Below are 23,508 nucleotides of genomic sequence, written 5' to 3' on the forward strand. Positions count from 1 at the left end.
CCGGTCGTCCGCCACCGGCCCAATCGTCTTGGCGGTGCTCGGCTGCGGCCGCTGCCCGCCGAGCGGCAACGGCAGGTCGGAAAGTCCTCGGTTCCTTCCTGCCAATTGCAGGCATCGAACTGCCTGTAAATCTTGCACCGCGCGGAGGCCGACACCTCGCCCGTTTTCATATTGTACGCGGCAGTCCCGCCGACGGCTATCGCGTCGCTCCCGTACGCTATCGCCGTCCAACTGCCGCCCATGACATGATCAGGTCCGAGACCGGATTTGCGAGCTGCCTGGCGAGCCTATCTGCGCCTGTCGATTGCGCCCAGACAAGTGGGGCAGCGGCGAGGAGGCACAGCGAAAAAGCGCAGCAAAACACAGGATCAACTCCAACTAGCGCTTCGGAATTCCTTTTGATCTCCGTTTCGTGAGCTTGCGAGAGGATCAGTTCTCCGCACTCAGCCATCAGCCTCCCGACGTGATTGCTTTCAAGATATTGCTGAAACTATCGTTCAATATTGAATGCTGTCGACATCCCGCCGTATCGCGACCATAATCTGTTGCGGAAAGTAGGCTATGCCATTTCTGCCAATGGAGGACGCCGATGGTGGATGCGGTTCACCAGTCTGTTCTCGACAACATCGAAGCGCTCCAGCGCCCGATCGCTGGCGCCGAGGTCCGCGCGACGCAACTTTCTGCCGCGGGCATTCATGGTTCGCTCCTCGTCGCAGATTTGGACGGGGCCGTTCTCTCGTTCGGCAGGGTCGCGGGGGATTTCTACCTGGAGGGCCCGCTGTCGCCGGACCGCGTCGTTTTAGGTGTTCTGCTGTCGTGCATGCGGCCCGTGACGCATTGGGCAAGCGAGGTGGAATCCGGCGATCTTGGCTTCTTCCCGGCTGGAAGCCCGCAGACGGCACTCTATCAGGGCTCGGCCGAGTATCTGACCTTAGCCTTGTCTGAAGATCGATTGGCCGCGTTCGCGGATCAGAACGAATTCCGACTGGGCCGCAAACAGTTGCAGTCCGAGGGCATCATTGCCGACGGAAAGCGCGCCTTCTGGGTCGGCCGCATTCTTTCGAACTTCTTGCAGCACAGCCCGGAGCGCTTCTCCTGCCCGAATTTCGCAGCTGAAGTGCGCGACCGGTTTCTAGGTGCATATCTCTCCAGACTCGATCCGGAAACGTCGGATTCCAGAAGAGACCCGACAAGAGATCGGAAGATCGTCAACGACGTTATCGAGTTCACGCGGTCGAGCATCGAACGGGGCAGCGGGATCGACAGCATCTGTGCCGAACTCGCCATTCCGAGGCGAACGCTCCATAGGGCTTTCGTCAGTCTAACGGGCATGCCACCGGCAAAGTTCGTTCGAAATTATCGACTGAACGAATCGCGTCGCCGTCTTGTCAGTAGACGAGAAAGCGTCACCGAAGCGGCCACTCAATGTGGCTTCTCGGAACTTGGGAAATTCGCTGCGTACTACCGACGATTGTTCGGTGAAGCGCCATCAGCCACGCTCGCGGGGCTCAACGCCGGTGTTCGATCTTGCGTGCCATCCATGCAGTTTGGCTAGTGCCGGAAGCGGCCGATCTTTCGTTCCCAATTGTGCGGACACGGCTTGCCCGCGGTTCGGCCCAACGAAAAGCGCATCCCCGTTGAACGGGCAGCGACCCGCGCGCACTGCGTGCGGTTGAAAAGGCTGCAATCGTCGACGGTCGGATGGGTGCCGTCCCTTGCCTCCGATAGCGCCACAGCGGATCGGCGAGTTCACGGACAGCGCTGCGGCAAAAAATTGGGGGGACAGCTTGATCTGCGCTGGCCTTGGGCTGGCGATCGGATCAGTATTCATCGCACCTGACCACCTCGCGTATCCGTGCGTAGACGTTGAGTTGCCGGATGCCGTGTTCGCGCAAGCGCCGGTATCGTGGCTTTGAGAAAGCGGACATAGGCTCTCAACCATCTTAATGTCATGAGGTTGATCATGAACGTATCATTTGAAGCCGGAATGGCCGTCCTTGAAGCTTTAGCTGGAAGTAAACATCCAAAGACCATTGATCAAATCAGGTCTCAGACGCGATTCGATCAGGAAATAGTTCAAGAGACGCTCAGGATACTCGAAACGACGCGCTATATATCCATATCTCAGGCATCTGAAATTATAACGTTGTCGCCAAAATTATGGAGCTTGGGATTTTGCTCGAAGGCCACGGCCGATCTAACACGTGTTGCGGATCATCATCTTTCCGAGCTTGTCATGAGCACTGGCGAGTCGGCGTGTATGGCAATCATTGCGGATACGGAGATTGTCGTCGCGGCCGGATTTAACGTGCCCGGGCCGATGGGGGCGGAGTTCGAGGTTGGAACAAAAGTGCCTGCCCTCGCTTGCGCGGCAGGGAAGGCTATTCTCGCTTTCCAATCCCTCGAGGTGATTGGTGAACTAGAGAAAAGCGCTCTTGCGGCCGCCCCAGCACAGGGTGATCCCCATGCATTTCGACGCGAGTTCGAGGAGATCCGCTCGCAAGGATATGCTGCTCACTGGACCGGCGGCGATGGAGCGAAATGCGAGATGGCGGCGCCGATCAGATGCGCCGACGGGGCAATCCACGCAGCAGTCGGCATATCGGGTTCGTCGAGCCGATTGACCGACGAAGTCATTCCGGCGATGGCAGAACACATTCTGGAGGCCGCCGACAGGATTTCGCGTGAGCTGCAATGTTTACGAGCTGCAACGACCTATAAGGGGTAAAGGCGCTGTCGCCGTATTTAAAAGGCCGAGCGAGCTATGAGTCGTTCGTGTTTTACGCCGGGGCGAGATGGTGATGATCTCAACCGGTGCAATCCTACGGGTGACCTCGCCGCGTTTGCAGTGGAATGAGTCTTGACTTCGGGTTCCAAGAGATGACGCCTGCTCCACATAGGACCGATCTTCAGGATCATGGAGCGGAACAACGCGGCCAAAATCAGCCTGGAGCGAGTGAGACTCGGGTTCTCAAGCGTCGCGTGTACCATGTTGGTGGCTATGACCCGGCCCCGCCATCGGCCGTGTTCGAACGTTTCGCCAAGGAATTGAAGCGCTTCGAACGCGCCTGGAATGTGCGCACGACGATCTCTGAGCTGACGGCCGAGCCAGATCTCGCGACATGGCAGGTGTCTGCAGCGGGCCCCAACTGGCGCACCGAAACGGAAGTTCGTCTGGTTCGGTGGGATGATCTGATAGCTGAATCGGTCGCAGGGCCGACATGGGGACGCTTGATACCGGGGGCTGCGGCCTTTTTCGATTTTTTGAGTGCAGGAGCGTTCGTAGGATATCTTCGATCAAGCTGGCGTTACGCGATGTTTTTCATTTATCCGTTCGTGATATTGATGTCGATTATCGCGCTCGCTATAGGTTCATTTTATTTGGTGTCGAAGATTGTCGGTAGTGTATTTTTTGGTTTGGCTGTCTTATTTTTGGTTGTTTGTTTATTGCTATACGTGTCTGATCGCTTGTTATATCTTGGGTTATTGTTAGATGATTGGATTTTTTCGCGTCACTATATCCGATTTGGCAATGAAGTTTTGGACGTCCGCCTGCAGCGGGTCGCCGCGGATATCGCCGCCAGCGCTCAAAGCGAGGCGGTGGATGAGGTTCTCATTGTCGGGCACAGTCTGGGCGCCGTGCTCGCTGTCGATCTCATCGATCGCGCCACGAAGCTTCAGCTCGAGCGCCGGGTAAGCCGGAAGCTGGCCTTTTTTTCGGTCGGGGCTTCCATTCTCAAAATTGGCCTCCACCGCGCTGCACGCGGATTTCGCGAGGCGGTCGGTCGTGTCAGCTCGAATCCGGACGTCGTGTGGGCGGATTACCGCGCTCGTTCCGATGTCATGAACTTCTATGGCGCGGACCTGCTGCGAGATTTGAGGCTGCCTGCCACCGGCTCTCCAATGGTTCGCAATGTCAGCATCCGACGGATGATCGCCCCGGAGCGCTATCCGAGAATCCGCAGGAACTGGTACAAAATGCACTGTCAATTTGTGAGGGCCAACGATCGGCGGGCCCCTTATGATTACTTCATGTCGATCTGCGGCCCGATCTCCGCGGAGCAGAGCGCGCGATCGGAGCGAGGTGTGATGGATTTATTCGACGCAGACGGTCAACTGATCGAATCAGTTGAGCTTTCAGGCGATCTCGATGCCGCCGGGGTCGTGAAGCTATGACCCTTTCCGTTGCCAAGGCGATCTATCTGGTTCTCGCAATTGGTTGGTACATCATCCGCATTCCGCACGAGCGGCGTTCTCGTCGGACGCCTGTTTCCCGGTCAGCGCGCGGAATCAAGGAACGCATCCTGCTGAGCATCTCTTTTACGGGTTTGGGGATCCTGCCTTTTGCCTATGTCGCATTCGGGTTTCCGCGGTTTGCGAAATACGCGTTCCAGCCCACCTTGGCCTGGGCAGGGGCGCTTCTCGCAGCCGCGTCATTGCTATTGTTTTACCTTACTCACCGCGCTTTGGGGCGCAACTGGTCTGTCTCCCTCGATCTTCGAGAGAGCCACAAGTTAGTAACCAGCGGAGTGTATACTTACGTTCGTCACCCGATGTATAGCGCCTTTTGGTTATGGGCCATAGCGCAGGCGCTGCTTTTACCTAATTGGATTTCGGGTCCGGCTGGACTCATTGGCTTCGGTACGCTGTATTTCTTTCGTGTCGGGGAGGAGGAAAGGCTCATGAGCGGGGCGTTCGGCAAGCAGTACCAGGATTACATCAATCGTACCGGCCGGGTTGTGCCACGTCTGAATAGCGCTCATCCTCCCCACTGACGAGTTGCCATGGAGCGCGGATTCTTCGGCCAGGGCGGCCGTCTTCATGTTGTTTGGCAACCATAAATCGTCGTCCCGCAGCTAATGGATTTTTGTCAATTGAAATTGCTTATGGCATCTGAGATGATGGGCAGGTGCCACACGACGACTTGTATTTTTCGGCACGATGTTGCGCAGTTGCACTAGGCTAATGATTGCGCTGACCTCAAAGTGGGCTTGTTTAACCGAGGGCGAACCGATGAAAAAGATCGTAGTGTTGGCCGTATCTGTTGCACTCATTAGCGTTGGCGGGTGTGCTTCCATCGGTAAGGGTAAGGGGAAGGCTCCGCCTCCCGCTGCTGCCCCCATCGTAACCAAGGGTTAGCATTATCTATAAGGAAAGCGGTCGAGTACTCGGCCGCTTTCTCCTTTGGTGCGGCGCATGCGGCGTTCGGATTACTGAGGCGCAGTCGCTGGCACGTTGAAGCTTGATCGGAGGCTTGCGATGCGGTTCGCCAAAAACCCTCCAATACGCTCCTGGATCTTCGCTTGTGGCCTAACGAGCATTCTGCTCGTATTTGGTAGCGGTGTAGCGGCCGCGCGCGATCATGAATCGGGCGGGAGCAGGAGCCAGGCTGCTGCATCGACGACGCGAACGGTGTCGGCGCCGAGATCGCCATACGCACCGCGCGAGAGAGCGCAATATTTCGTCGAGTTTCGCTCCCGCTACGCCTTGAGCTATGGGCACACATTCCTGGTTCATGGACGCCTCAACGCGAGAGGTGAGGTCGGCCCGGTCACGGCGGATCAAGTCGCTGGCCTCCACCCCGCGGGAGAGGGGCCTCAGCTCTGGTCGGCCGGGCACGTCATACCGGTCCCGGCAGAAACCGGAGCCAGCGACGGCGACACGGAAGATCAGTACATTTCCAACCGATTTCGCGTATTACTCGATGAGGCTCAGTACCGGCGGGTGCTAGCTTATATCAAGCAAAAGCAAAGGACTGCCACGATGTGGCATGCCGTGCTTTATAACTGCAATCGCTGGGTTGGCGAGGTTGCTACTTTCATGGGAATGAGAGCGCCGGATAATACGCTGCTGTACCCGGCGGATTATATCTCCAGTCTTCGCGATCTCAACAGTCGTAAAATGTCGGAGCCGCAGTTCTCATCGCATAGTGGTCAATAGATCCGTTCGAAACACGAGGTGTTTCTCGTGTTATCTAGCCACTATGACCGGGGTTCCAACCGGGACACGACCGAACAGGTCGATGATGTCGTCATTCAGCATGCGGATGCATCCATAAGACGCAAAAGTCCCGATGGAGTCGGGCCTGTTCGTTCCGTGTATCGCGTATTGCCCGCCGCCGGAAAGCGTCATTGCGCGGGCGCCCATTGGGTTGCGCGGAGAACCTCCCGCTATGACATCGGGTATATTTGGGTTGTCGCGCTTAATTTCGTCCGGGGGAGACCAGGCTGGCTCGACATATTTGCCTTCAATCCGAACGGTTCCTTGCCATTGCTTCGCTGATTTCCCTACCGCTACGCGATATCGGATGGCCGTTCCATCTTCCAGAATAAGGTATAGCCGTCGGTCTTTTGTCCGGATGACGATAGAGCCAGGCCCTTCCGTGCCATTATAGCTGACGACTTCTCTGCCACTTGCGGGCGAAGGCGCCAGCGGCGCGGCTAAAGAGAGTGCCAACACTGTCGTCCAGCCAATTCGCATGTCACTCACCCTGCACAGTCAGGCTCTCACGCGGCTCGGTAGCGCTGCCTATCTAACTTCGCTTAGAACCGCGCTCATCTCAAGTGAGAGACAGAGCGTGCAGAAACATATGCTGCAGTGCATTTACGAAATGATGCATGGCGCAACTCACCTGCAACCGCTTTTGTCTTCCGCCTTGATGGAGCGGCCTGCTGGCGGCTTCGGGGACAGGCGGCCAGGATAAGCCGATCTTCTTCTCGGATGCGGCCGGACCGATGCAACCGGCAATCGAGCGCGACGCTGCCATCGGCCGCGAGGCCCCGATCGCGAAGGCTTGAAGCCGCATCCGGACCATTTGGAAGCTTTGCCGTGGAAACGAGCGCAATCCGCCAAAGCGATCTCGCCTACGCGCGAAGGCCCGGGCGCGATCGTCGCGATCCACGTTGGATTTTGTGGCGACCACGCCGGCATTGCGGGGCGCGGTCAGGGAAGTTCAACTCACCAGGCTTCGATCATCTCGGAATGCTGCTTCTCTTCGGCGGCCACCTCGGGGTTCGAGCTGTGCTCGGCCAGGTATTTCTCCGCTTCCAGAGCCGCCATGCAACCCATGCCGGCCGCAAGGACAGCCTGGCGATAGGTGGGGTCGGCCACGTCTCCCGCGGCGAGCACGCCCTTCTGGCTGGTCTTGGTCGACCACGGTGCGATCTTGATGTAGCCGGTCTCGTCCATATCGATCTGGCCACGGAACAAGCTGGTGGCAGGATCGTGGCCGATTGCGACGAAGACGCCGTCAGTCGCGATGTCCCTGGCCTCTCCGGTCTTCACATGTCGCAACCTTGCGCCGGTGACCGATTTCAGCGGGTCGGTGGTGCCGAGGATCTCGTCGACCGCGTGGTCCCAGATCACCTCGACCTTCGGATTGGCGAAAAGACGCTGCTGGAGGATCTTCTCGGCCCGAAAGCTGTCGCGCCGGTGGACGACGGTGACCTTGCTGGCATGGTTGGTCAGATAGAGCGCTTCTTCGACGGCCGTGTTGCCGCCACCGACGACCACGACTTCCTTGCCCCGGTAAAAGAAGCCGTCGCAGGTCGCGCAAGCGGACACACCATGGCCGCCAAAGGCTTTTTCGGATTCGAGGCCTAGCCAGCGCGCCTGGGCTCCGGTTGCGATGATCACGGTATCCGCGAGATAGATATCGCCGGAGTCGCCGATCGCCTTCTTTGGATTGGCCGCGAGGTCGACCGAGACGATCAGATCGTAGACGAGCTGCGTTCCTACATTCTCCGCCTGCTGGCGCATTTGCTCCATCAGATCGGGCCCCTGCACGGCGTGTGCAAAGCCAGGGTAGTTTTCCACGTCAGTTGTGATCGTGAGCTGGCCACCCGGTGTCATGCCCGTCACCAGCATCGGCTTGAGGCTGGCTCGTGCTGCGTAAATCGCCGCGGTGTAGCCGGCAGGACCTGCGCCGATGATGAGCGTCTTGGTGTGATGAGTCTTCGACATCAGTGAAACCCGTAAAGGTAGCTGCTGGAATCAGGCGGCCGTGAGAGCATGCATCGGAGTGCCGCGACTGCCTGCGATGGGGGCGATCGGGCGGCCGGGCCGGAGCCGATGGCCATGACGCGGGCGTGGGTATGAGGCCATCGTCTCAGTTCCTCTCCTGCGGCCGGGCCGCAGCCTCGATCCGTCAGATACGGCGGCGCGGCGCCAAAACAAGAGCCCTCGGACTTAAGCGGCGCCGAGCCCCAAATGGGCCCTGTGGCGCTGCCAGCCCTGCCGTATCGCATCGGCGATGACGGGTGTGGAGTCTATCGGCTGATAGCCCTCGCCTTCAAGGCGTCCACAGAAGCGATGCACAGCGCCCTCGCGCTCCAGCGCCTGGATCAGCGCCGCGATCTTCGGATGGCCGCCTTGCGGCTCGAAAACCAGGATCGGTGCGCCCGTCGCGGTTGCCTCGCCGATCATGTTGGTTGAATCGGCGGTGGCCACGACGGCGTTGGCATTGGCGAGCAGCGCGAGATAGGGGTTCTCGCCCAAGCCATCCCACCACCAGCCGCCGTGACGGGTGAAGACGGCGGCGACGGCGGTGGCCAATGCGGGGGAGGTGCGCCGGGAAGGCGAGCCCATCAGGGACGCGCCCGAGCGGGCCAGCGCGTCGAGTTGCCCGGTGAAGCGCTCGATGTCGGCAGGCGTGAAGCGGTGATGGCGGCTGTCGCCACCGACCAGTACGGCGACGCGCGGATGCGGCAGTCCGGCGATCGCGGGGGGCGGAGCAGCGCGCGCGGCCGCCAGTTTCTGCGGCGTCAGGCGGTGAGGGGAGGTGGTGGTGACGAGGACATTGTCGCCGCGCAGCCGGTCATGCCCGGCAACCCAGATCAGGTCGGCGGTGCCCGGGCCGGTGCGCGGGTCCTTGAGGAACACGGTATAGGTCGCGCCGTTCGAGACCTTCTTGAGGGCGCGCAGATACGCGACGGCGCGCCGCCCCGAGGCGATCGCGATCTCCGGAAAGGGCGGGCTGAGCGGGCTCCCCGGCCGATCCGGCGCCTCTCGCGGGTCGATCGGGCCGCGCGGCATCAGCCAGGCCCATGGCTTGCGCGGGTTCACCCGGCGAATCTCCGGGGCGGCACCCAGGCGCTCGGCCACGCCGAGGCATTGCAACTCGTCGCCGGCCTTGCCGTCGCTCAGGACCCAGACGGTCGGCGTCGGATTTTCGTGCATGGCTGTCTGCGTCCGCGGCATGCGCCTTGTATCGCCCGTCACTGCCGTCTACACCAGCCCGGCTTTTCTTTGAGGATACTTTGCCTTCGGGGATCTTCGTGCGTCCGAAACTCGACGATATCGACCTGCGCATCCTGCGCGAGCTCCAGGCCGATGGGCGCATGACCAATGTCGAGCTCGCCAGTCGCGTCGGCATCTCGCCGCCGCCTTGCCTGCGTCGCGTCCGGGCATTGGAGGAAGCTGGGCTGATCCGCGGCTACCATGCCGATCTCGACGAGCGAAAGCTGGGCTATGAGGTGGTTTGCTTCGCCTTCGTGCATCTGGCGAGCCAGGCCGAAGCCGATCTCACAGCATTCCAGGGCCGCATCCGCGAATGGGCGACGGTGCGCGAATGCTGGACGCTCTCGGGGGACATCGATTTCGCGCTGAAATGCGTGGCGCCGGACCTGAAGGCCTTTCAGGATTTCGTCGGGGAACTGACGGCCATGCCGAATGTCCGCAACGTCCGCACTGCGCTCGCCCTCGACCGGGTCAAGGACGAGCCGATCGTGCCCTTCGGCTGAGAGCCCGTCTCGAAACTCTGCTGCAGCGGCCATCAGACGGCGTTGGCTGCGCGTCCGGTGCCCGCGGACCGGGGCGCGATGCCAAAAAGTAGCTTCCACTTTTTGGAGAACATTATGCTCAAGATATTGGAATCAATAAACTTTTCTGCCATTGGGTGATTCCGCCCAATGGCAGGTTGATCTAATGTCCGCTGCGCTCCGGTTCCCGAAAGCACCGCCATCTGACTGGCCGCAGCGAGTTTCGAAACGGGCTCTGAGCGCTCAGCCGATGTAGCGCTTGATCCAGTAGGCGTTGTTGCGGGCGAGCGCCTTCAGACGCAGTTGATCGATGTCCGGCCGATACCAGGCGCCGGCCCCGCCGGACAGTTCCGTCGACATGATCGGATAGCTGGCGAGCTCGCGGCCGTTGCGATCGTAGAGCGTCGCGATGCTTTCCAGGTAGTCGTTGGAACCCCCGCCATCGGATGGCTTGCCGCCGCCGCCGCCGCCGGCGAAGCTCGCCAGCCAGATACTGCTGACATTGACGACGAGGGATGTGCCGGCGCCGCGCTGCAACGACGGGCCGAGCAGGTCGATGAGCGTGCGTTCAAGCTCGCTCTTGACGATGGCAACATTCGCGCCCCAGGCGTGAGTCACGGTTGGCGAGAACTGAATCTTGATCGAGCCGATCGGCACGGCCTGAGCGGAGGCTACGCGGGGCACCAGAGTCCACGCCGCGGCACCGAGCGAGGAAGCCAGAAAAAGTCGACGCGTCATCATGGCCGGGGTCTCCGAAGGCTTGCCACATCAATGTAGGCGCGCGGCTGCGATATTCCATGGCTGCGGGCCCGCGCGCCATCTTCACTCGATCTTGGTTTCCAAGGCGTGTCGCGGGTAGGCAGCATAGTCGCCATCGTCTCGGCATGCTCTATGGGCGTCAGAATCGCTGGGGGATTCGATGGAACGCTGGCTGACGGAATTCGTGAAGCTCTGGGTGGTGATCGATCCGATCGGGACCCTACCGGTATTCCTGGCCGTCACCGCAGGGCTCGGCGCTGCTGCGGCGCGCCGCATCGCCCTTCAGGGATCGCTCGTCGCCTTCATCGTGCTGCTGTTCTTCGTCGTGCTTGGCCAGATCCTGCTGACGGCGATGGATATCGAGCTGAGCTCCTTCCAGATCGCCGGGAACATCGTGTTGTTCCTGTTCGCTCTGACGATGATCTTCGGCGAATCGAAGCTCGACGAGGATCAGAAGCTGCTGAGCTCCACGGATCTCGAGAAAGCGGTCTATCCGCTCGCGATCCCGAGCATCGCCAGCCCCGGCGCGATGCTGACGGTGATGACCGTCACCGACAATTCGCGATTCAGCATCGCCGAGCAGGCCGAGACCGTGCTTCAGATCACGATTATCTTTGTCGTCCTGGTCGGGCTGTTGTTCTGCGCCTCGCGCATCATTGCGGTGATCGGCAATGCCGGTGCCAGCGTCATCAGCCGCGTAATGGGCCTGATCCTGGCGAGCGTCGCGGTGGACGGCATCATCAAGGCGGTAAGGATCGTCGTGACGGGATGACGGCCGCCTGCGTCGCGCCCGGATTTATTCCAGCGCTTTAGTCGCCATCGCCGGTAGAACCCGAAACACAAATGCTCGCCACGAGGGCGAGCATGGTGCGGTCTGCGGGGAGGCTGAGCTCAGCGGAAGGCGATGCTGACGACCTCGTAGGATTTGCCGCCGCCGGGCGTGTTGACCTGGACGGAATCGCCGACCTTCTTGCCGATCAGCGCGCGCGCGATCGGCGAGCCGATGGAGACCTTGCCGGACCTGACGTCCGATTCCGGCTCGCCGACGATCTGGTAGCTCTTCTCTTCCTCGGTATCGTCATCGATCAGCTTGACGGTGGCGCCGAACTTGATCGTGTCGCCGCCGAGCTTGCTGACATCGATGATGTCGGCGCGGCCGATCAGCGATTCGAGTTCCAGGATCCGGCCCTCGTTCAGCGACTGTGCTTCTTTCGCCGCGTGATATTCGGCGTTCTCCGACAGGTCGCCGAGGGCGCGCGCCTCGGAGATCGCGGTGATGATACGCTGACGCTCGACCTGCTGGCGCTGCTTCAGCTCCACCTCCAAAGCGGCGAAGCCGCTCGCGGTCATCGGAACCTTTTCCATTCTTTCCGTTCCATAAGCTCCGAAAGCGCAGTTCGCCGGCGGCAAATCAGCCGCCGGCGTTTCCGCGCTTCCGCTCAATCCTCGTTCGCCACGAACGGCCTGTCTCAGGCCGCGCGTTCGAAGTATGACTGCAACGATCGTACTTCGAGATCGCCGCTGCAATAGGCCTTGATGCCCTCCGCCGCAGCGATCGCTCCGGCCAAGGTGGTATAATAGGGCACCTTGTGCAAGAGGGCTGTTCGACGGAGCGAACGGGAATCCGCAAGCGCCTGTGGACCCTCGGTGGTGTTGAAGATCAGCTGGATCTCGCCGTTCTTGATCGCGTCGACGACATGCGGCCGGCCTTCCAGAACCTTGTTGATCCGCGCGGCATCGATGCCCTGTTCCTGCAGCAGGCGTAGCGTGCCGCCGGTCGCGACGATCCGAAAGCCGAGATCGGCCAGGATGCGGACGGCCGGGACGATGCGCGGCTTGTCATCATCCCGCACCGATACGAAGACCGTGCCCTTGACCGGAACCTTGGAGCCGGCGCCGAGCTGGCTCTTGGCGAAGGCCGTGTCGAAGGAGCGGTCGAGGCCGATGACCTCGCCCGTCGAACGCATCTCGGGCCCGAGCAGCACGTCGACGCCCGGGAAGCGCGCGAAGGGGAAGACGGCTTCCTTGACGCCGACATGGTCGAGGCTGGCCGGCTTCAGGTCGAAGCCCGCCAGCGGCTCGCCGGCCATGATGCGGGCGGCGATCTTGGCGATCGGCTGGCCGATGACCTTGGCGACGAAGGGCACGGTGCGCGAGGCGCGCGGGTTCACTTCGAGGACGTAGATATCGCCGTCCTTGATGGCGTATTGCACGTTCATCAGCCCGCCGACATCGAGCGCGAGCGCCATCGCCTTGGTCTGGCGCTCGAGCTCGGCGATGGTCTCGGCCGAGAGCGAGCGCGGCGGAAGCGAGCAGGCCGAGTCGCCGGAATGGATGCCGGCTTCCTCGATATGCTCCATGATGCCGGCGATGAAGGCGTCCTTGCCGTCCGCGAGACAGTCGACATCGACCTCGATGGCGTCCGATAGGTAGCGGTCGAACAGCAGCGGGTTCTTGCCGAGGACTGTGTTGATCTGGCCGGTCTTGTCGTTGGGATACTTCGCCTTGACCTCGGAGGGGATCAGCGAGGGCAGGGTGCCGAGCAGATAGTCCTCGAACATCACCTCGTCGCGGATGATCGCCATGGCGCGCCCGCCGAGCACGTAGGAGGGGCGGACGACGAAAGGCAGGCCCAGTTCGCCCGCAATGATGCGGGACTGCTCGACCGAATAGGCGATGCCGTTCTTCGGCTGCTTGAGATGCAGCTTGTCGAGCAGGCGCTTGAAGCGGTCACGGTCCTCGGCGAGGTCGATCGCGTCAGGCGAAGTTCCGAGGATCGGGATGCCCGCCTCTTCCAGAGCATTCGCGAGCTTCAGCGGGGTCTGGCCGCCGAACTGGACGATGACGCCGTGCAGCGTGCCGTTCTGCTTCTCGGTCTCGAGGATCTCGAGCACGTCCTCGGCGGTGAGCGGCTCGAAATAGAGCCGGTCGGAGGTGTCGTAGTCAGTCGAGACTGTTTCCGGGTTGCAGTTGACCATGATGGTCTCGTAGCCGGCGTCGCGCAGGGCGTAGCAGGCATGGCAGCAGCAATAGTCGAACTCGATGCCCTGGCCGATGCGGTTCGGGCCGCCGCCGAGGATGACGACCTTCTTGCGATCGGAAGGATTGGCCTCATCCGCCGCCTTGCCGGCGAAAGGCATGGCATAGCTCGAATACATGTAGGCGGTCGGCGAGGCGAACTCCGCCGCGCAAGTGTCGATGCGCTTGTAGACGGGGCGGACGTCAAGCGATTTGCGCAGCGCCCTGACCTCGGCCTCGGTCTTGCCTGCAACTGCGGCGAGGCGCTTGTCCGAGAAGCCCATCGCCTTGATCTGGCGGAAGGCGCCGGGTGTCTGCGGCAGGCCGAACTTGCGGATCTTCTCCTCGGTCTCGACGATCTGGCGCATCTGGGCGAGGAACCAGGGATCGATCTTGCAGCTCTCGTGGATCTCCTCGTCGCTGAAGCCGAAGCGCATGGCTTGGGCGACGTGGAGGATGCGGTCCGGCGTCGGAATCGAGATCGCCGCCTTGATGGCGTTGCGGTCGTCGCCATGGCCGAAGCCCTCGATCTCGATCTCGTCGAGCCCGTCGAGGCCCGTTTCCAACGAGCGCAGGGCCTTCTGCAGCGATTCCTGGAAGGTACGGCCGATCGCCATGGCCTCGCCGACCGACTTCATCGCCGTGGTCAGCGTCGGCTCGGAGCCCGGGAACTTCTCGAAGGCGAAGCGCGGGATCTTGGTGACGACGTAGTCGATCGTCGGCTCGAAGGAGGCCGGCGTCGCGCCGCCGGTGATGTCGTTCTCGATCTCGTCGAGCGTGTAGCCCACGGCCAGCCGCGCCGCGACCTTGGCGATCGGGAAGCCGGTCGCCTTGGAAGCGAGAGCGGACGAGCGCGAGACGCGCGGGTTCATCTCGATGACGATCATGCGCCCGGTGGCCGGATCGATCGCGAACTGGACGTTCGAGCCTCCGGTCTCGACGCCGATCTCGCGCAGCACCGCCAGCGAGGCGTCGCGCATGATCTGGTATTCCTTGTCGGTCAGCGTCAGCGCCGGCGCGACGGTGATCGAATCGCCGGTGTGGACGCCCATCGGATCGAAGTTCTCGATCGAGCAGACGATGATGCAGTTGTCCTTCTTATCGCGGACCACCTCCATCTCGTATTCCTTCCAGCCCAGCACGCTCTCCTCGATGAGGACCTCGCTGGTGGGGGAGGCGTCGATGCCGCGCTCGACGATGTCGATGAACTCGCCCTTGTTATAGGCGATGCCGCCGCCCGTGCCGCCCATGGTGAAGGACGGGCGTATGATCGCCGGCAGGCCGATATCCTCGAGCGCGTCGAGCGCCTGGCCGAGCGTCTTGATGTGGTGCGAGCGCGGGGTGTCCAGGCCGATCTTGGTCATGGCTTCGCGGAAGAGCTCGCGGTCCTCGGCCTTGTCGATGGCCTCGGCGGTGGCGCCGATCATCTCGACGCCGAACTTCTCGAGCACGCTGATCTTGCTGCCATCGGGCTGGACGATCGACTTCTTGTTGAGCGAGAGCGCGCAGTTCAGCGCGGTCTGGCCGCCCATGGTGGGCAGCAGCGCGTCGGGGCGCTCCTTCTCGATGATCTTGGCGACGATCTCGGGCGTGATCGGCTCGACATAGGTCGCATCGGCCAGGTCCGGATCGGTCATGATCGTCGCCGGGTTCGAGTTGACCAGGATGATGCGGTAGCCCTCGGCCTTCAGCGTCTTGCAGGCCTGGGTGCCAGAATAGTCGAACTCGCAGGCCTGTCCGATGATGATGGGGCCGGCGCCGATGATCAGGATGGACTTGATGTCTGTGCGCTTGGGCATGATCTCGACCGGTCTTGCGGGCGCGCGCAAGGCCGGTCCGATCGGGCGAGCGGAGGCCTGGCGAGCGTCTGAATGAATGCTAGGCGCTCGCTATAGACGGGCAAGGCGGCGGAAGGAAGCTAAAAGCGCTTCGGTCCTTGCTCAACGCACAGGCCGCGGTGCCGGAAGGGCGAGATCGATCTCCAGCGGGCGCGGCGAGCGACGCTCCAACCGGCGCTTGCGCTGCATGGCGATGAAGAGGACGGCGAGCGCTGCGATCTCGCAGGCGGCGCCGACGAAGCCGAGCGGCCAGGTGCCGGCATGGCGCATCACTTGCTGGCCGAGCGCGGCGCCGGCCGCGATGCCGAAATACAGTGCTGAGGCGTTGAGCGAGAGCGCGACCACGGCTGCGTCCGGCGCCATCGCCGCGAGCCGCGACATCTGCGAGGGATGGCCAGCCCAGCCCGCCGCGCTCCAGATCAGCAGCACGAATGGAATCGGCCAGATCGCCAGTTCAGGGGGCAGGCTGACGGCGATCAGCGAAGCCGCGAGCAGCGCCGCAGCCAGCACGGTCAGCACCACGGTGAGCGTGCGCTCAGGGCCGAAGCGGTCGCTGGCTATGCCGCCGAGCTGGTTGCCGATGGCCGAGCCGATGCCGGAGACGACGAGCGTCGCAGCGAGCCAGGGGCCGACGATGCCGGTGTGGTTGGTCAGGAAGGGGGCGATATAGGTGTAGAGGACGAAGGCGCCGGTGGTCCACAGCATGGTCGTGGCCAGCGCCAGCAGCACGTCGCCGCGGCCTGCGACCTGGAGGCGCTCGCGCAGCGTGTTGGTGCCGCGCGGCAGGCCCCGCGGCAGCTTGACGAGCAGGCCCGCCAGCGAAAGCGTGCTGAACAGCGTCACGATCAGGAAGGCGAGGTGCCAGCCGCCGAAGCCGACGACGGCGGTGCCGATCGGGATGCCGAGAATCAGCGAGACCGTCATGCCTCCGGTGACCAGCGCGATGGCGCGGCCGCGCCGCTCCGGAGCGGACACCGCCACCGCGACGGCGTTCGCCGCCGGCATGAAGACGCCGGCCGAAAGCGCCATCACGATGCGGGCGCCCATCACCACCCAGAAGTCGCTGGCGAAGGCGGCGCCGAGATTGGCAAGGCCGAACACCGTCATCGCTCCGACCAGCACGGCCTTGCGGTCGGCGTCTCCGAGAACGGTGGAGAGGATGGGTGAGCCGATCGCATAGGCGAGCGCAAAGATCGAGATAAGCAGGCCGGCGGTGTCGACCGAGACGCTCAGGCCGTTGGCGAGATGGGGCAGAATGCCGGTGACGATCAGGCTGCCCGTGCCGATGGCGAAGGCGCCGCCGGCAAGCGAAAGAAGGCGCGTATCCATGGGAATGATCCTTGCGGATGATCGCTGTTTCGGAGTCAGGCTTTGAAATTCAAGGATCGTTGAATTAGTCGGGCCCGACAATTACCGCAAGGGTAATTTCAATGAATGTTGAATATTGTCAGGAGCGCGGGGATCGCCTATCTCGTCGGTCATGAAGCCGGTTTTTCATCCCGATATCGAGGATGTCGCGCCCGCCGACGTGTTCGCTGCGCTGGCCGATCCGATCCGGCTCGGCATCCTCGTCGCGCTCGCCGATGTCAGCGAGGTCGACAAGGCGCGCTGTAGCCATTTCACCGCCTTCGCCTCGCCTTCGCTGCTATCCTATCACTTCGCCAAGCTGCGCGAGGCCGGCATCACCCGCATGCGGGTGGAGGGGACGTCACGCTATCTGAGCATCCGGCGCGACGAGCTGAACCAGCGCTTTCCCGGGCTGATCGACAGCGTGATCGAGACCGCGCGGCGCGATCCTGACCTGCCGCGGCTCGGCCCCGAATGGCTTTCAGGCGGCGATGAGGCGCAGGGTTCCACTTCGCCCCGTTGACAGCGGTCCATCCGGGTTTAGCGTCCTCTCTTCCGCGATGGCGTCGAGCCGGATCGCGACGCGGCACCGGCCACGCCCGAACACGAGGAGCATGGCCATGCGTGCAGCCGACCCTCAGAAACTCGATGCGCTGGTAGGACGTCTCGTCGGTGACGTCGGAGCCTCCGTCACGGGCGCCCTGATCGTGCTGGGCGACCAGCTCGGCCTCTACAAGGCGATGGGCGATGGCGAGCCCGTCACCTCCCTGCAACTGGCGGAGAAGACTGGCCTCAAGGAGCGCTATGTGCGCGAATGGCTCGCAGGCCAGGCCTCGGCCGGCTATGTCGACTATGACGAAGGCAGCGACAGCTTCAGCCTGTCACCCGAACAGGCCATGGCCTTCGCCGAGGAAGACAGTCCTGCCTTCTTCGCCGGCGCCTTCGAGATCGTCCAGTCGATGTGGGTCGATGAGCCGAAGGTCGAAGAGGCGTTCCGGAAGGGGGCGGGTCTCGGCTGGCATGAACACAGCCAATGCCTGTTCCGGGGCACCGAGCGCTTCTTCCGGCCGGGCTACAACGCGCATCTGACGGCGGAGTGGATTCCGGCGCTGGAGGGCGTCCAGGCCAAGCTGATGCAGGGCGCGACCGTCGCCGATGTCGGCTGCGGGCATGGCTCCTCGACCATTCTGATGGCGCAGGCCTATCCGCAATCGCGCTTCTACGGCTTCGACTATCACGGACCGTCGATCGAGCGGGCGCGAGAGGCCGCCGAGAAAGCCGGGGTCGCGGACCGCATCGTCTTCGAGCGCGCTTCCGCCAAGGACTTCCCCGAGCGGAAATACGACCTCGTGACGATGTTCGACTGCCTGCACGACATGGGCGATCCGGTCGGTGCGGGCAAGCATGTGCGCGAGTCGCTGGAGCGTGACGGCAGCTGGATGATCGTCGAGCCCTTCGCGCATGACCATCTCAAGGACAATCTCAACCCCGTCGGGCGGATTTTCTACGGGGCATCGACGATGATCTGCACGCCGGCCTCGCAGTCGCAGGAGGTCGGGCTTTGCCTCGGCGCGCAGGCCGGCGAGATGCGGCTGCGCAAGGTCGCGATGGATGCGGGTTTCTCGCATTTCCGTCGTGCGACCGAGACGCCGTTCAACATGGTGTTCGAGGTGCGGGCCTGAGGCCTGAATCCGGCGAGGCGCTGTCCGAAGCGTCCCGGACGGCGTCTCCCCAGCGCTTGCGGCCGAAGCGGGTTGAAGCTGCGATCATAAATGTGCAATGTTATATCATTGCATAAATGATTGGAGCTCCATTTGCCTTCGTCTCGCTTCGTCGCAGCCGGCTTCGGGCTCGCCGGCTGCTTCCTCGCTTCCGCGGCCCTTGCGCATGATCATGCGGTTCTGCGCGGGCGCCTCGTCTTCGCCGACCACGAAAAGTCGGTTATCCGCATCCTCGACCTCGACAGCGGCGAGGTGACGCACAGCTTTGACGTTCCGAAGGCGAATCCGGGTTTCGCAGGCGTATCCGGGGGGCGCTACGTCGTGGTCAAGACCGGCGACGAGGCCGGTACGTTGCGCATCCTCGACACCGGGCTGATGGCCGAATCGCATGGCGACCATGTCGACCTCGCCAAGGCCGAGCCAAAGCTGCTCGAGCTCATGACGAAGGGTGATCGGCCCGCCCATGTCATCTCGGGGCAGGGCCAGCTCGGGCTGTTCTATGACGGCTTGCGACCCTGGGAGGGCAAGAGCGAGCCCAAGGTGGTGATGCTCGCCATCGACGGCCTTGCCAAGCCGAAGCCCGATATGACGATCTGGCCAAGCCCGGCGCCGCAGCATGGCATCGCCGTGCCGCTGGGCGCGAAGCAATGGCTGATCTCGGTGCCCAACCCCGCCTATGCCGGGGGCGACGATCGCGGGGCCTCGCCGCGGCCCAACGGCTTCGAAATCCTTGAGCGGGCCAAGTCGTCCGCGACGGGAGACGGTTGGAAGCGGATCGCGAACTTCAACGATCCGGCGCGGCCGGATGCCTCCTGCAAGCTCTATCACGGCTATGCGCCGGCGCGCGGCGGGCGGCATCTCTTCGGTTGCGCCGAAGGGGAGGGGGGCGGCGTCCTCGTGCTTTCCAAGGCGGGCAAGGGCGAGGCGGCGGGCTGGAGCGCGCGAAAGCTCGCCTATCCCGACGAGCGCCGTACCAGCGCGCTCAAATCCCGCGAGGGCGGACGCCATGTCGTCGGCAATTACGGACTGAAGGCGCCCTATGATGCGCTGCTGCGCATCGATCCGCATGCCAAGGCGCTCTCCGCCGAGGACGTGCTGTCGGTGCCTGGCGGACAGGCCGTCTGCCAGTTCGAGCTGAGCAGCACCGGCACCCGGCTTGCGAACCTCACAGCCGACGGCAAGCTGAGGGTCTATGAGGTTGCGCCGGCCTGGAAGGAACTGGCCTCCTTCGATGCCGTCCCGGCTTTCGACTGCGCCTTTGGCGCGAAGACTCCGACGCCCGGCCTCGCCGTGATCGGCGGCAGCGCCTTCGTCAGCGATCCGACCGGTGGGCGCATCCGGGAATACCATCTCGATACGTTGAGGCAGGGGCTCGATATGCCGGTCGGCGGCATGCCGGCCAATCTCGCCGGCAGCGACGCGGGCTGACGGACCGGACGCGCCGGGTGAAAAACCATTCGCCCGGCGCGTCCGTCCTCCGGCTTTGACCTTATCGCATTTTCTTCATGCGAACCGGTGTCCACTTCGCGCGAAAATGCTCTAGGAAGCGCGGATGCCGTTTCGCCGCTATCCGCGCCAGTTCCGACAGCTCATGGCCTATGTCGTCGCCGGAGGGCTGACGGCGGTCGCGCATTACGGCGTGCTGATCGGGCTCGTCGAACTCGGCCGCGTAGACCCCGTTCCCGCGACGCTCGCCGGCTTCGTCGTCGGAGCGCTGGTGTCCTACACGCTGAACCGCTGGATGACCTTCGACGCCACGCGCAGCCATGCGCAGGCGGGGTGGCGCTTCGCCCTGATCGCGGCCGGCGGCTTCGTGCTGACCGGCATCATGATGCATCTCTTCGTGACGCGGGCCGGCTTGCCCTATCTGCCGATGCAGATCGTCACCACCGGCGTGGTGATGGTGTTCTCGTTCCTCGGCCACAAATTCTTCAGCTTCGCCGATAAGGCCAGCTAGCGACGAGGGGGCGTCCCGACGCAGCCCGAACTCAGTCCAGGAATGAGATGTCCTTGCAGTTCAGGCATTTGCCGAGCTCGGAATAGGCTTTCACCAGCGCTGCGCAGGAGGCCAGGATGCCGGTGACCAGATCGTCGAGCTTGAAACCTCGCGTGCCGATGAAGGTGAGCTCGCCGAGCTTGTGAAGCAGGTTCTGCGTGGCAACGGCGACTGCCATGCTCTGCTTGGCACATCGCGTCAGGGCCTCGGGCGACTGGTCGCAGTTAAGCCGGCTCTGCTTTAGCCGCTCGATGAATTCCTTGGTCGTCTCGCGGATGTTCTCGATGGCGCGTTCCATCACCTGCACGGGACCCGGCAGGTTCATCGCCTCGCGTAGTTCGTCGATCTTCGTCTCGATGAACTTCGCGAATTCGCGATGCGCCTTCTGATGCGCGGGCAGAAGGTTCAGCATCGCGATGTAGAAGACGATGATGATCGCGATGACGAGCCCGACCACCACGACGACGCCCGGGACGGCGGCGACCGGGCGAAATCCGTTTACCGTGGCGTGGAGCTGGCGCTGATAGGCGATACGACGGGGCCCCTGAATCACCGTGCCGTAGCGGGCTCCGAGTGCCTCGAACTCCGGAAACGTCACGCAGAGGGCATTGACCGAGGCTGGGCCGACGATCCCGTCCGGCCGCAGATCTACCGATTGCTGGAATTCGAGCACGCGCCGGCGCGTCTTCTCCCCGAAGATGCCGTCGAGCTTGAGAGCTGCCAGCTTGGTCGGAGGGAACAGGTTCAGAAGGCGCTGAACCTGCTTGACTTCAGGCCCTTGGCTGCCAGCCGACAGCAACTGGCCAGGCCTCAGAATCTTCGACGACATGGCAGCCCCGCCGGCGACGGAGGCGCGACGGCGCTTCCCCAGCATCGTTGATTGAAGGCGCGTGGGCTGCATGTGGCGTCACCCATTTGGATGACGCACACGGTGTATTCGGGCTGCTGCGCGCCGCCTTACTGCGGCGGGGCGACGGTCAGCGTGAGCTGGCGGCGGCCGATGCGGCCTTCCTTGTCGGTCGCCTCGATCTCGATGATGTGGCTTCCGCTGGGGACAAGGACCGAGGGCGCGTCGATCCCGGCCGGGGTGATGAAGGGCTTGATCCGCTCGGTGATGTCGACCGGGGGCTGGCGGCGATAGAAGACGCGCACGGTCGCAGGATCGATGGGTACGCCATTGCTCGGCATGAAGCGAACGGCCAGGCGGAAGGGCTTGCCATCGACACCCTTGTCGGGTGTCGGCAAGGTGTCGATGCCGGGGCCGCGGGTGAGGTTGCGCGTGCTGGCCGGCGCCTTGGCCGTGGTCGGCAAGCCCGCTTCCTCGCGTGTGATGAGCTGAACCGGCTCGGCGGCGTGCGACGCCGTCGACATCGCAGCGGTGGCGAGAACAACACGCAGAATGTGCGGGATGAGCACAGTCTTCATCATCGTCCTATTTCACTCCCAGAATTCCGGCGATGAGGCCGGCGATGGCAGAAATGATGGTACCGGCCATCAGGATGGTGGTTTCGATGGTCTTCAGCGTTTCCATCGGCACCTTGCCATGCACGGCCAGCAGCCCCTTTCGCAGTTCCGGCAACGAGACGAGACCCCGCGCGGCAAGCGCAGCCTGCGTCACGCGCATCAACATCCCCGAGAACATCGAGGCGCCGATGCTCAGCGCGTAGAACGAAGTCTCGCGCCAGGCTGCCAGCCCTTGCGGAAGGAGCGGTATATTGTCGTGCCAACCCAGCAACGCGTTCATGGTCGCGACGGAAAAAATCGCGAAACCTATGGCGATGCCGATATCGAAAGCGAGCAGCCGCGGGCGAAGCCCGAAATAGAGCATGCCGGTCAAGAAGGGGATCCCGATCGAGGCGAGGCGCAGCGCCCAGAGCGGCAGGTCGAGCCAAAGGACGACGGCGCAATAGGCCAGCAGCAGCAAAGTCAGGCCGAAGGGCAGCACCCAGTAGCGGCGGCGTGCGGCGGGGTGGGCGACCGGCGCTGCAGGCCCTGGCGCGTCTGCCGGCTCCGATGCTGCGGGGTCGAGGGCTGCAACGGGTCTTGCAGCCAGCGCGGCGCGGTCCTCCTCTGCACGTCTCTCGAAGGCGGCGAGCCGCTCTTCGAGCGCACCGAGACGGCGCAGCAAGGGAAGCACGGGCGTCAGGTCACGTCCGCAGCAACGGCAGGACAGCACCCCCGCATTGAGCGTGGCATCGCAATAGGGACAGTTGAACTGGTCCTGCACGGAGCTCTCACGCCTTTGGGGCAAGCCGCGCTCAGAGCCATGTTTGCGTCGTTAAATCAAGATGCCTGATGCATTACAGTTACGGAACTTTAGTATTAGTCGCCATGGCGAGCCGTTGGATGCGCCGTGTTGCGGATCAGGCCGGCTTCACCGCCTTGAACGTCATCCGGTGCGGATTGTGGCCGAAATTCGCGGGCCGCTGCAGGTCGACGAAGCCGGCCTCGCCGATCAGTGCCGAGATGGCCTCGGACGTATAGGTCGACAGCCCGTATTGAGCGCGCAGCTTGCGGTAGTCGGAAAAGGCGGTGCGGATGAGGCCGCCGAGCGCCGCCGTCAGGAAGCCGCCGCGCCAGGCGAAGGCGAGGAGCTGCGATGCGTCTGTGAGCGGGCTGACGTTCGGCGGGATCACGTCGGCGATCACCAGCTTTCCGCCGGGCTTGAGCCTGCCGCGCCAGGTTTCGAGCAGTGCCTTCAGCTCGTCGCGGGAGAGATACTGGACTAGCGAATTCGCGACGACGAGGTCGAGCGATGCCTCCGGCAGGGCCTCGACCTCCTCGGGCGAGACGACCGCGATGTTGTCCTTGCGGCCGAACTGGGCGCGCAGTTTGTCGCGCACACTGGACGCAGCTTCGCAGAGGTAGAGTCGGCCGCAAGCGGAGGCGACGCGCGCGGCGTCGAGCGCCTCGCCGCAGCCATGGTCGAGCACGACGGCGTCACGCGCGGGAACATGCGCGATCAAGTCGCTCGCGATGGCGCGGTAATGCAGCGCCTTGTGGCGCGGCGAGACGTAGATGGAATGTTCGCCGTTCCAGAAATCGCGCCAGGACATGGGCAGTGTCGATCC

23 protein-coding genes are annotated in these 23,508 nt (G+C 63.0%); 12 read left to right on the plus strand and 11 right to left on the minus strand.

All coding sequences use genetic code 11. From position 1 onward, the window contains the following. The first annotated feature begins 589 nt into the window (after positions 1-589). The 6 genes from AB4Z16_RS14720 to AB4Z16_RS14745 all read left to right on the plus strand — a co-directional run bounded on the left by AB4Z16_RS14720 (position 590) and on the right by AB4Z16_RS14745 (position 5,940). Positions 590-1,555 (plus strand): helix-turn-helix domain-containing protein, encoded by a 966-nt coding sequence (locus tag AB4Z16_RS14720; RefSeq protein ID WP_441512095.1) that lies wholly within the window; start codon positions 590-592, stop codon positions 1,553-1,555. A 408-nt stretch (positions 1,556-1,963) separates the two neighbouring features. Then, on the plus strand, positions 1,964-2,728 hold the full coding sequence (locus AB4Z16_RS14725; protein WP_441512096.1) for an IclR family transcriptional regulator: 765 nt from the start codon (positions 1,964-1,966) through the stop codon (positions 2,726-2,728). Positions 2,729-2,853: 125 nt separating this feature from the next. Continuing rightward, the gene (locus AB4Z16_RS14730; RefSeq protein ID WP_441512097.1) at positions 2,854-4,176 is read left to right on the plus strand and encodes a hypothetical protein; all 1,323 of its coding nucleotides are present in this window, start codon (positions 2,854-2,856) and stop codon (positions 4,174-4,176) included. Then, positions 4,173-4,775, plus strand: coding sequence for a protein-S-isoprenylcysteine O-methyltransferase (locus tag AB4Z16_RS14735; RefSeq protein WP_441512098.1), 603 nt, complete (start codon positions 4,173-4,175; stop codon positions 4,773-4,775). Before AB4Z16_RS14730 ends, AB4Z16_RS14735 begins: the two co-directional genes overlap by 4 nt. A gap of 238 nt (positions 4,776-5,013) precedes the next feature. Then, positions 5,014-5,139, plus strand: coding sequence for an ABC transporter (locus AB4Z16_RS14740; protein WP_441473303.1), 126 nt, complete (start codon positions 5,014-5,016; stop codon positions 5,137-5,139). A 120-nt stretch (positions 5,140-5,259) separates the two neighbouring features. Continuing rightward, positions 5,260-5,940, plus strand: coding sequence for a hypothetical protein (locus AB4Z16_RS14745; RefSeq protein WP_441512099.1), 681 nt, complete (start codon positions 5,260-5,262; stop codon positions 5,938-5,940). Positions 5,941-5,970: 30 nt separating this feature from the next. Here AB4Z16_RS14745 and AB4Z16_RS14750 read toward each other — a convergent pair whose 3' ends face one another. The 3 genes from AB4Z16_RS14750 to AB4Z16_RS14760 form a co-directional block, all read right to left on the minus strand. Next, a complete protein-coding gene (locus tag AB4Z16_RS14750; protein ID WP_441512100.1) occupies positions 5,971-6,480 on the minus strand; it encodes a L,D-transpeptidase in 510 nt (169 codons plus the stop codon). 477 nt (positions 6,481-6,957) lie between these two features. After that, positions 6,958-7,962, minus strand: coding sequence for a thioredoxin-disulfide reductase (gene trxB / locus AB4Z16_RS14755; protein ID WP_441512101.1), 1,005 nt, complete (start codon positions 7,960-7,962; stop codon positions 6,958-6,960). Between the two features lie 225 nt (positions 7,963-8,187). Beyond that, positions 8,188-9,177 (minus strand): mitochondrial fission ELM1 family protein, encoded by a 990-nt coding sequence (locus AB4Z16_RS14760; protein ID WP_441512102.1) that lies wholly within the window; start codon positions 9,175-9,177, stop codon positions 8,188-8,190. 98 nt (positions 9,178-9,275) lie between these two features. Between AB4Z16_RS14760 and AB4Z16_RS14765 the strand changes: the two genes are divergently transcribed. Continuing rightward, positions 9,276-9,740 (plus strand): Lrp/AsnC family transcriptional regulator, encoded by a 465-nt coding sequence (locus tag AB4Z16_RS14765; RefSeq protein WP_441512103.1) that lies wholly within the window; start codon positions 9,276-9,278, stop codon positions 9,738-9,740. Between the two features lie 261 nt (positions 9,741-10,001). On the opposite strand, the gene AB4Z16_RS14770 is transcribed toward AB4Z16_RS14765, so the two are convergent. Beyond that, positions 10,002-10,499, minus strand: a complete 498-nt coding sequence (locus AB4Z16_RS14770) for a hypothetical protein (protein ID WP_441512104.1) — start codon at positions 10,497-10,499, stop codon at positions 10,002-10,004. Between the two features lie 178 nt (positions 10,500-10,677). Between AB4Z16_RS14770 and AB4Z16_RS14775 the strand changes: the two genes are divergently transcribed. After that, positions 10,678-11,289 carry a MarC family protein gene (locus tag AB4Z16_RS14775; RefSeq protein WP_441512105.1) on the plus strand — a complete coding sequence of 204 codons (612 nt, stop codon included), beginning with the start codon at positions 10,678-10,680 and terminating at the stop codon, positions 11,287-11,289. 119 nt (positions 11,290-11,408) lie between these two features. Here the strand turns inward: AB4Z16_RS14775 and greA are convergent, their stop codons facing one another. The 3 genes from greA to AB4Z16_RS14790 form a co-directional block, all read right to left on the minus strand. Beyond that, complete coding sequence (greA, locus tag AB4Z16_RS14780; RefSeq protein ID WP_441512106.1) at positions 11,409-11,882, minus strand: transcription elongation factor GreA; 474 nt, start codon at positions 11,880-11,882, stop codon at positions 11,409-11,411. 104 nt (positions 11,883-11,986) lie between these two features. Then, positions 11,987-15,334: a carbamoyl-phosphate synthase large subunit gene (gene carB, locus AB4Z16_RS14785; RefSeq protein ID WP_441512107.1), complete on the minus strand. Its 3,348-nt coding sequence runs from the start codon at positions 15,332-15,334 to the stop codon at positions 11,987-11,989. A 141-nt stretch (positions 15,335-15,475) separates the two neighbouring features. Then, complete coding sequence (locus AB4Z16_RS14790; RefSeq protein WP_441512108.1) at positions 15,476-16,702, minus strand: MFS transporter; 1,227 nt, start codon at positions 16,700-16,702, stop codon at positions 15,476-15,478. Between the two features lie 151 nt (positions 16,703-16,853). Here AB4Z16_RS14790 and AB4Z16_RS14795 point away from each other — a divergent pair, with 151 nt between their 5' ends. The 4 genes from AB4Z16_RS14795 to AB4Z16_RS14810 all read left to right on the plus strand — a co-directional run bounded on the left by AB4Z16_RS14795 (position 16,854) and on the right by AB4Z16_RS14810 (position 20,398). Beyond that, complete coding sequence (locus AB4Z16_RS14795) at positions 16,854-17,243, plus strand: ArsR/SmtB family transcription factor (protein ID WP_441512109.1); 390 nt, start codon at positions 16,854-16,856, stop codon at positions 17,241-17,243. Positions 17,244-17,340: 97 nt separating this feature from the next. Further along, on the plus strand, positions 17,341-18,402 hold the full coding sequence (locus tag AB4Z16_RS14800) for a class I SAM-dependent methyltransferase (protein ID WP_441512110.1): 1,062 nt from the start codon (positions 17,341-17,343) through the stop codon (positions 18,400-18,402). A 132-nt stretch (positions 18,403-18,534) separates the two neighbouring features. After that, positions 18,535-19,869, plus strand: coding sequence for a hypothetical protein (locus AB4Z16_RS14805; protein ID WP_441512111.1), 1,335 nt, complete (start codon positions 18,535-18,537; stop codon positions 19,867-19,869). Between the two features lie 124 nt (positions 19,870-19,993). After that, complete coding sequence (locus AB4Z16_RS14810; RefSeq protein ID WP_441512112.1) at positions 19,994-20,398, plus strand: GtrA family protein; 405 nt, start codon at positions 19,994-19,996, stop codon at positions 20,396-20,398. Positions 20,399-20,429: 31 nt separating this feature from the next. On the opposite strand, the gene AB4Z16_RS14815 is transcribed toward AB4Z16_RS14810, so the two are convergent. The 4 genes from AB4Z16_RS14815 to AB4Z16_RS14830 form a co-directional block, all read right to left on the minus strand. Further along, entirely contained in the window at positions 20,430-21,266 is an 837-nt protein-coding gene (locus tag AB4Z16_RS14815; protein ID WP_441512113.1) for a peptidoglycan-binding domain-containing protein, read from the minus strand. Between the two features lie 128 nt (positions 21,267-21,394). After that, on the minus strand, positions 21,395-21,865 hold the full coding sequence (locus AB4Z16_RS14820) for a hypothetical protein (RefSeq protein ID WP_441512114.1): 471 nt from the start codon (positions 21,863-21,865) through the stop codon (positions 21,395-21,397). 4 nt (positions 21,866-21,869) lie between these two features. Then, positions 21,870-22,664, minus strand: coding sequence for a hypothetical protein (locus tag AB4Z16_RS14825; RefSeq protein ID WP_441512115.1), 795 nt, complete (start codon positions 22,662-22,664; stop codon positions 21,870-21,872). Positions 22,665-22,800: 136 nt separating this feature from the next. Continuing rightward, positions 22,801-23,493, minus strand: coding sequence for a class I SAM-dependent methyltransferase (locus AB4Z16_RS14830; RefSeq protein ID WP_441512116.1), 693 nt, complete (start codon positions 23,491-23,493; stop codon positions 22,801-22,803). Between the last annotated feature and the right edge of the window lie 15 nt (positions 23,494-23,508).

Source organism: Allobosea sp. TAF32, from assembly GCF_052113585.1.
Classification (GTDB): domain Bacteria; phylum Pseudomonadota; class Alphaproteobacteria; order Rhizobiales; family Beijerinckiaceae; genus Allobosea.

Excerpts from the sequence above, each read along its gene's own strand:
- AB4Z16_RS14735 (WP_441512098.1), top strand. The coding sequence starts at position 4,173 with ATGACCCTTTCCGTTGCCAAGGCGATCTATCTGGTTCTCGCAATTGGT.
- AB4Z16_RS14725 (WP_441512096.1), top strand. The coding sequence starts at position 1,964 with ATGAACGTATCATTTGAAGCCGGAATGGCCGTCCTTGAAGCTTTAGCT.
- AB4Z16_RS14800 (WP_441512110.1), top strand. The coding sequence starts at position 17,341 with ATGCGTGCAGCCGACCCTCAGAAACTCGATGCGCTGGTAGGACGTCTC.
- AB4Z16_RS14830 (WP_441512116.1), bottom strand. The coding sequence starts at position 23,493 with ATGTCCTGGCGCGATTTCTGGAACGGCGAACATTCCATCTACGTCTCG.
- AB4Z16_RS14745 (WP_441512099.1), top strand. The coding sequence starts at position 5,260 with ATGCGGTTCGCCAAAAACCCTCCAATACGCTCCTGGATCTTCGCTTGT.
- AB4Z16_RS14770 (WP_441512104.1), bottom strand. The coding sequence starts at position 10,499 with ATGATGACGCGTCGACTTTTTCTGGCTTCCTCGCTCGGTGCCGCGGCG.
- AB4Z16_RS14815 (WP_441512113.1), bottom strand. The coding sequence starts at position 21,266 with ATGTCGTCGAAGATTCTGAGGCCTGGCCAGTTGCTGTCGGCTGGCAGC.
- greA (WP_441512106.1), bottom strand. The coding sequence starts at position 11,882 with ATGGAAAAGGTTCCGATGACCGCGAGCGGCTTCGCCGCTTTGGAGGTG.
- AB4Z16_RS14720 (WP_441512095.1), top strand. The coding sequence starts at position 590 with ATGGTGGATGCGGTTCACCAGTCTGTTCTCGACAACATCGAAGCGCTC.
- AB4Z16_RS14760 (WP_441512102.1), bottom strand. The coding sequence starts at position 9,177 with ATGCACGAAAATCCGACGCCGACCGTCTGGGTCCTGAGCGACGGCAAG.
- AB4Z16_RS14740 (WP_441473303.1), top strand. The coding sequence starts at position 5,014 with ATGAAAAAGATCGTAGTGTTGGCCGTATCTGTTGCACTCATTAGCGTT.
- AB4Z16_RS14730 (WP_441512097.1), top strand. The coding sequence starts at position 2,854 with ATGAGTCTTGACTTCGGGTTCCAAGAGATGACGCCTGCTCCACATAGG.
- AB4Z16_RS14775 (WP_441512105.1), top strand. The coding sequence starts at position 10,678 with ATGGAACGCTGGCTGACGGAATTCGTGAAGCTCTGGGTGGTGATCGAT.
- AB4Z16_RS14820 (WP_441512114.1), bottom strand. The coding sequence starts at position 21,865 with ATGATGAAGACTGTGCTCATCCCGCACATTCTGCGTGTTGTTCTCGCC.
- carB (WP_441512107.1), bottom strand. The coding sequence starts at position 15,334 with ATGCCCAAGCGCACAGACATCAAGTCCATCCTGATCATCGGCGCCGGC.
- trxB (WP_441512101.1), bottom strand. The coding sequence starts at position 7,962 with ATGTCGAAGACTCATCACACCAAGACGCTCATCATCGGCGCAGGTCCT.
- AB4Z16_RS14810 (WP_441512112.1), top strand. The coding sequence starts at position 19,994 with ATGCCGTTTCGCCGCTATCCGCGCCAGTTCCGACAGCTCATGGCCTAT.
- AB4Z16_RS14790 (WP_441512108.1), bottom strand. The coding sequence starts at position 16,702 with ATGGATACGCGCCTTCTTTCGCTTGCCGGCGGCGCCTTCGCCATCGGC.
- AB4Z16_RS14795 (WP_441512109.1), top strand. The coding sequence starts at position 16,854 with ATGAAGCCGGTTTTTCATCCCGATATCGAGGATGTCGCGCCCGCCGAC.
- AB4Z16_RS14750 (WP_441512100.1), bottom strand. The coding sequence starts at position 6,480 with ATGCGAATTGGCTGGACGACAGTGTTGGCACTCTCTTTAGCCGCGCCG.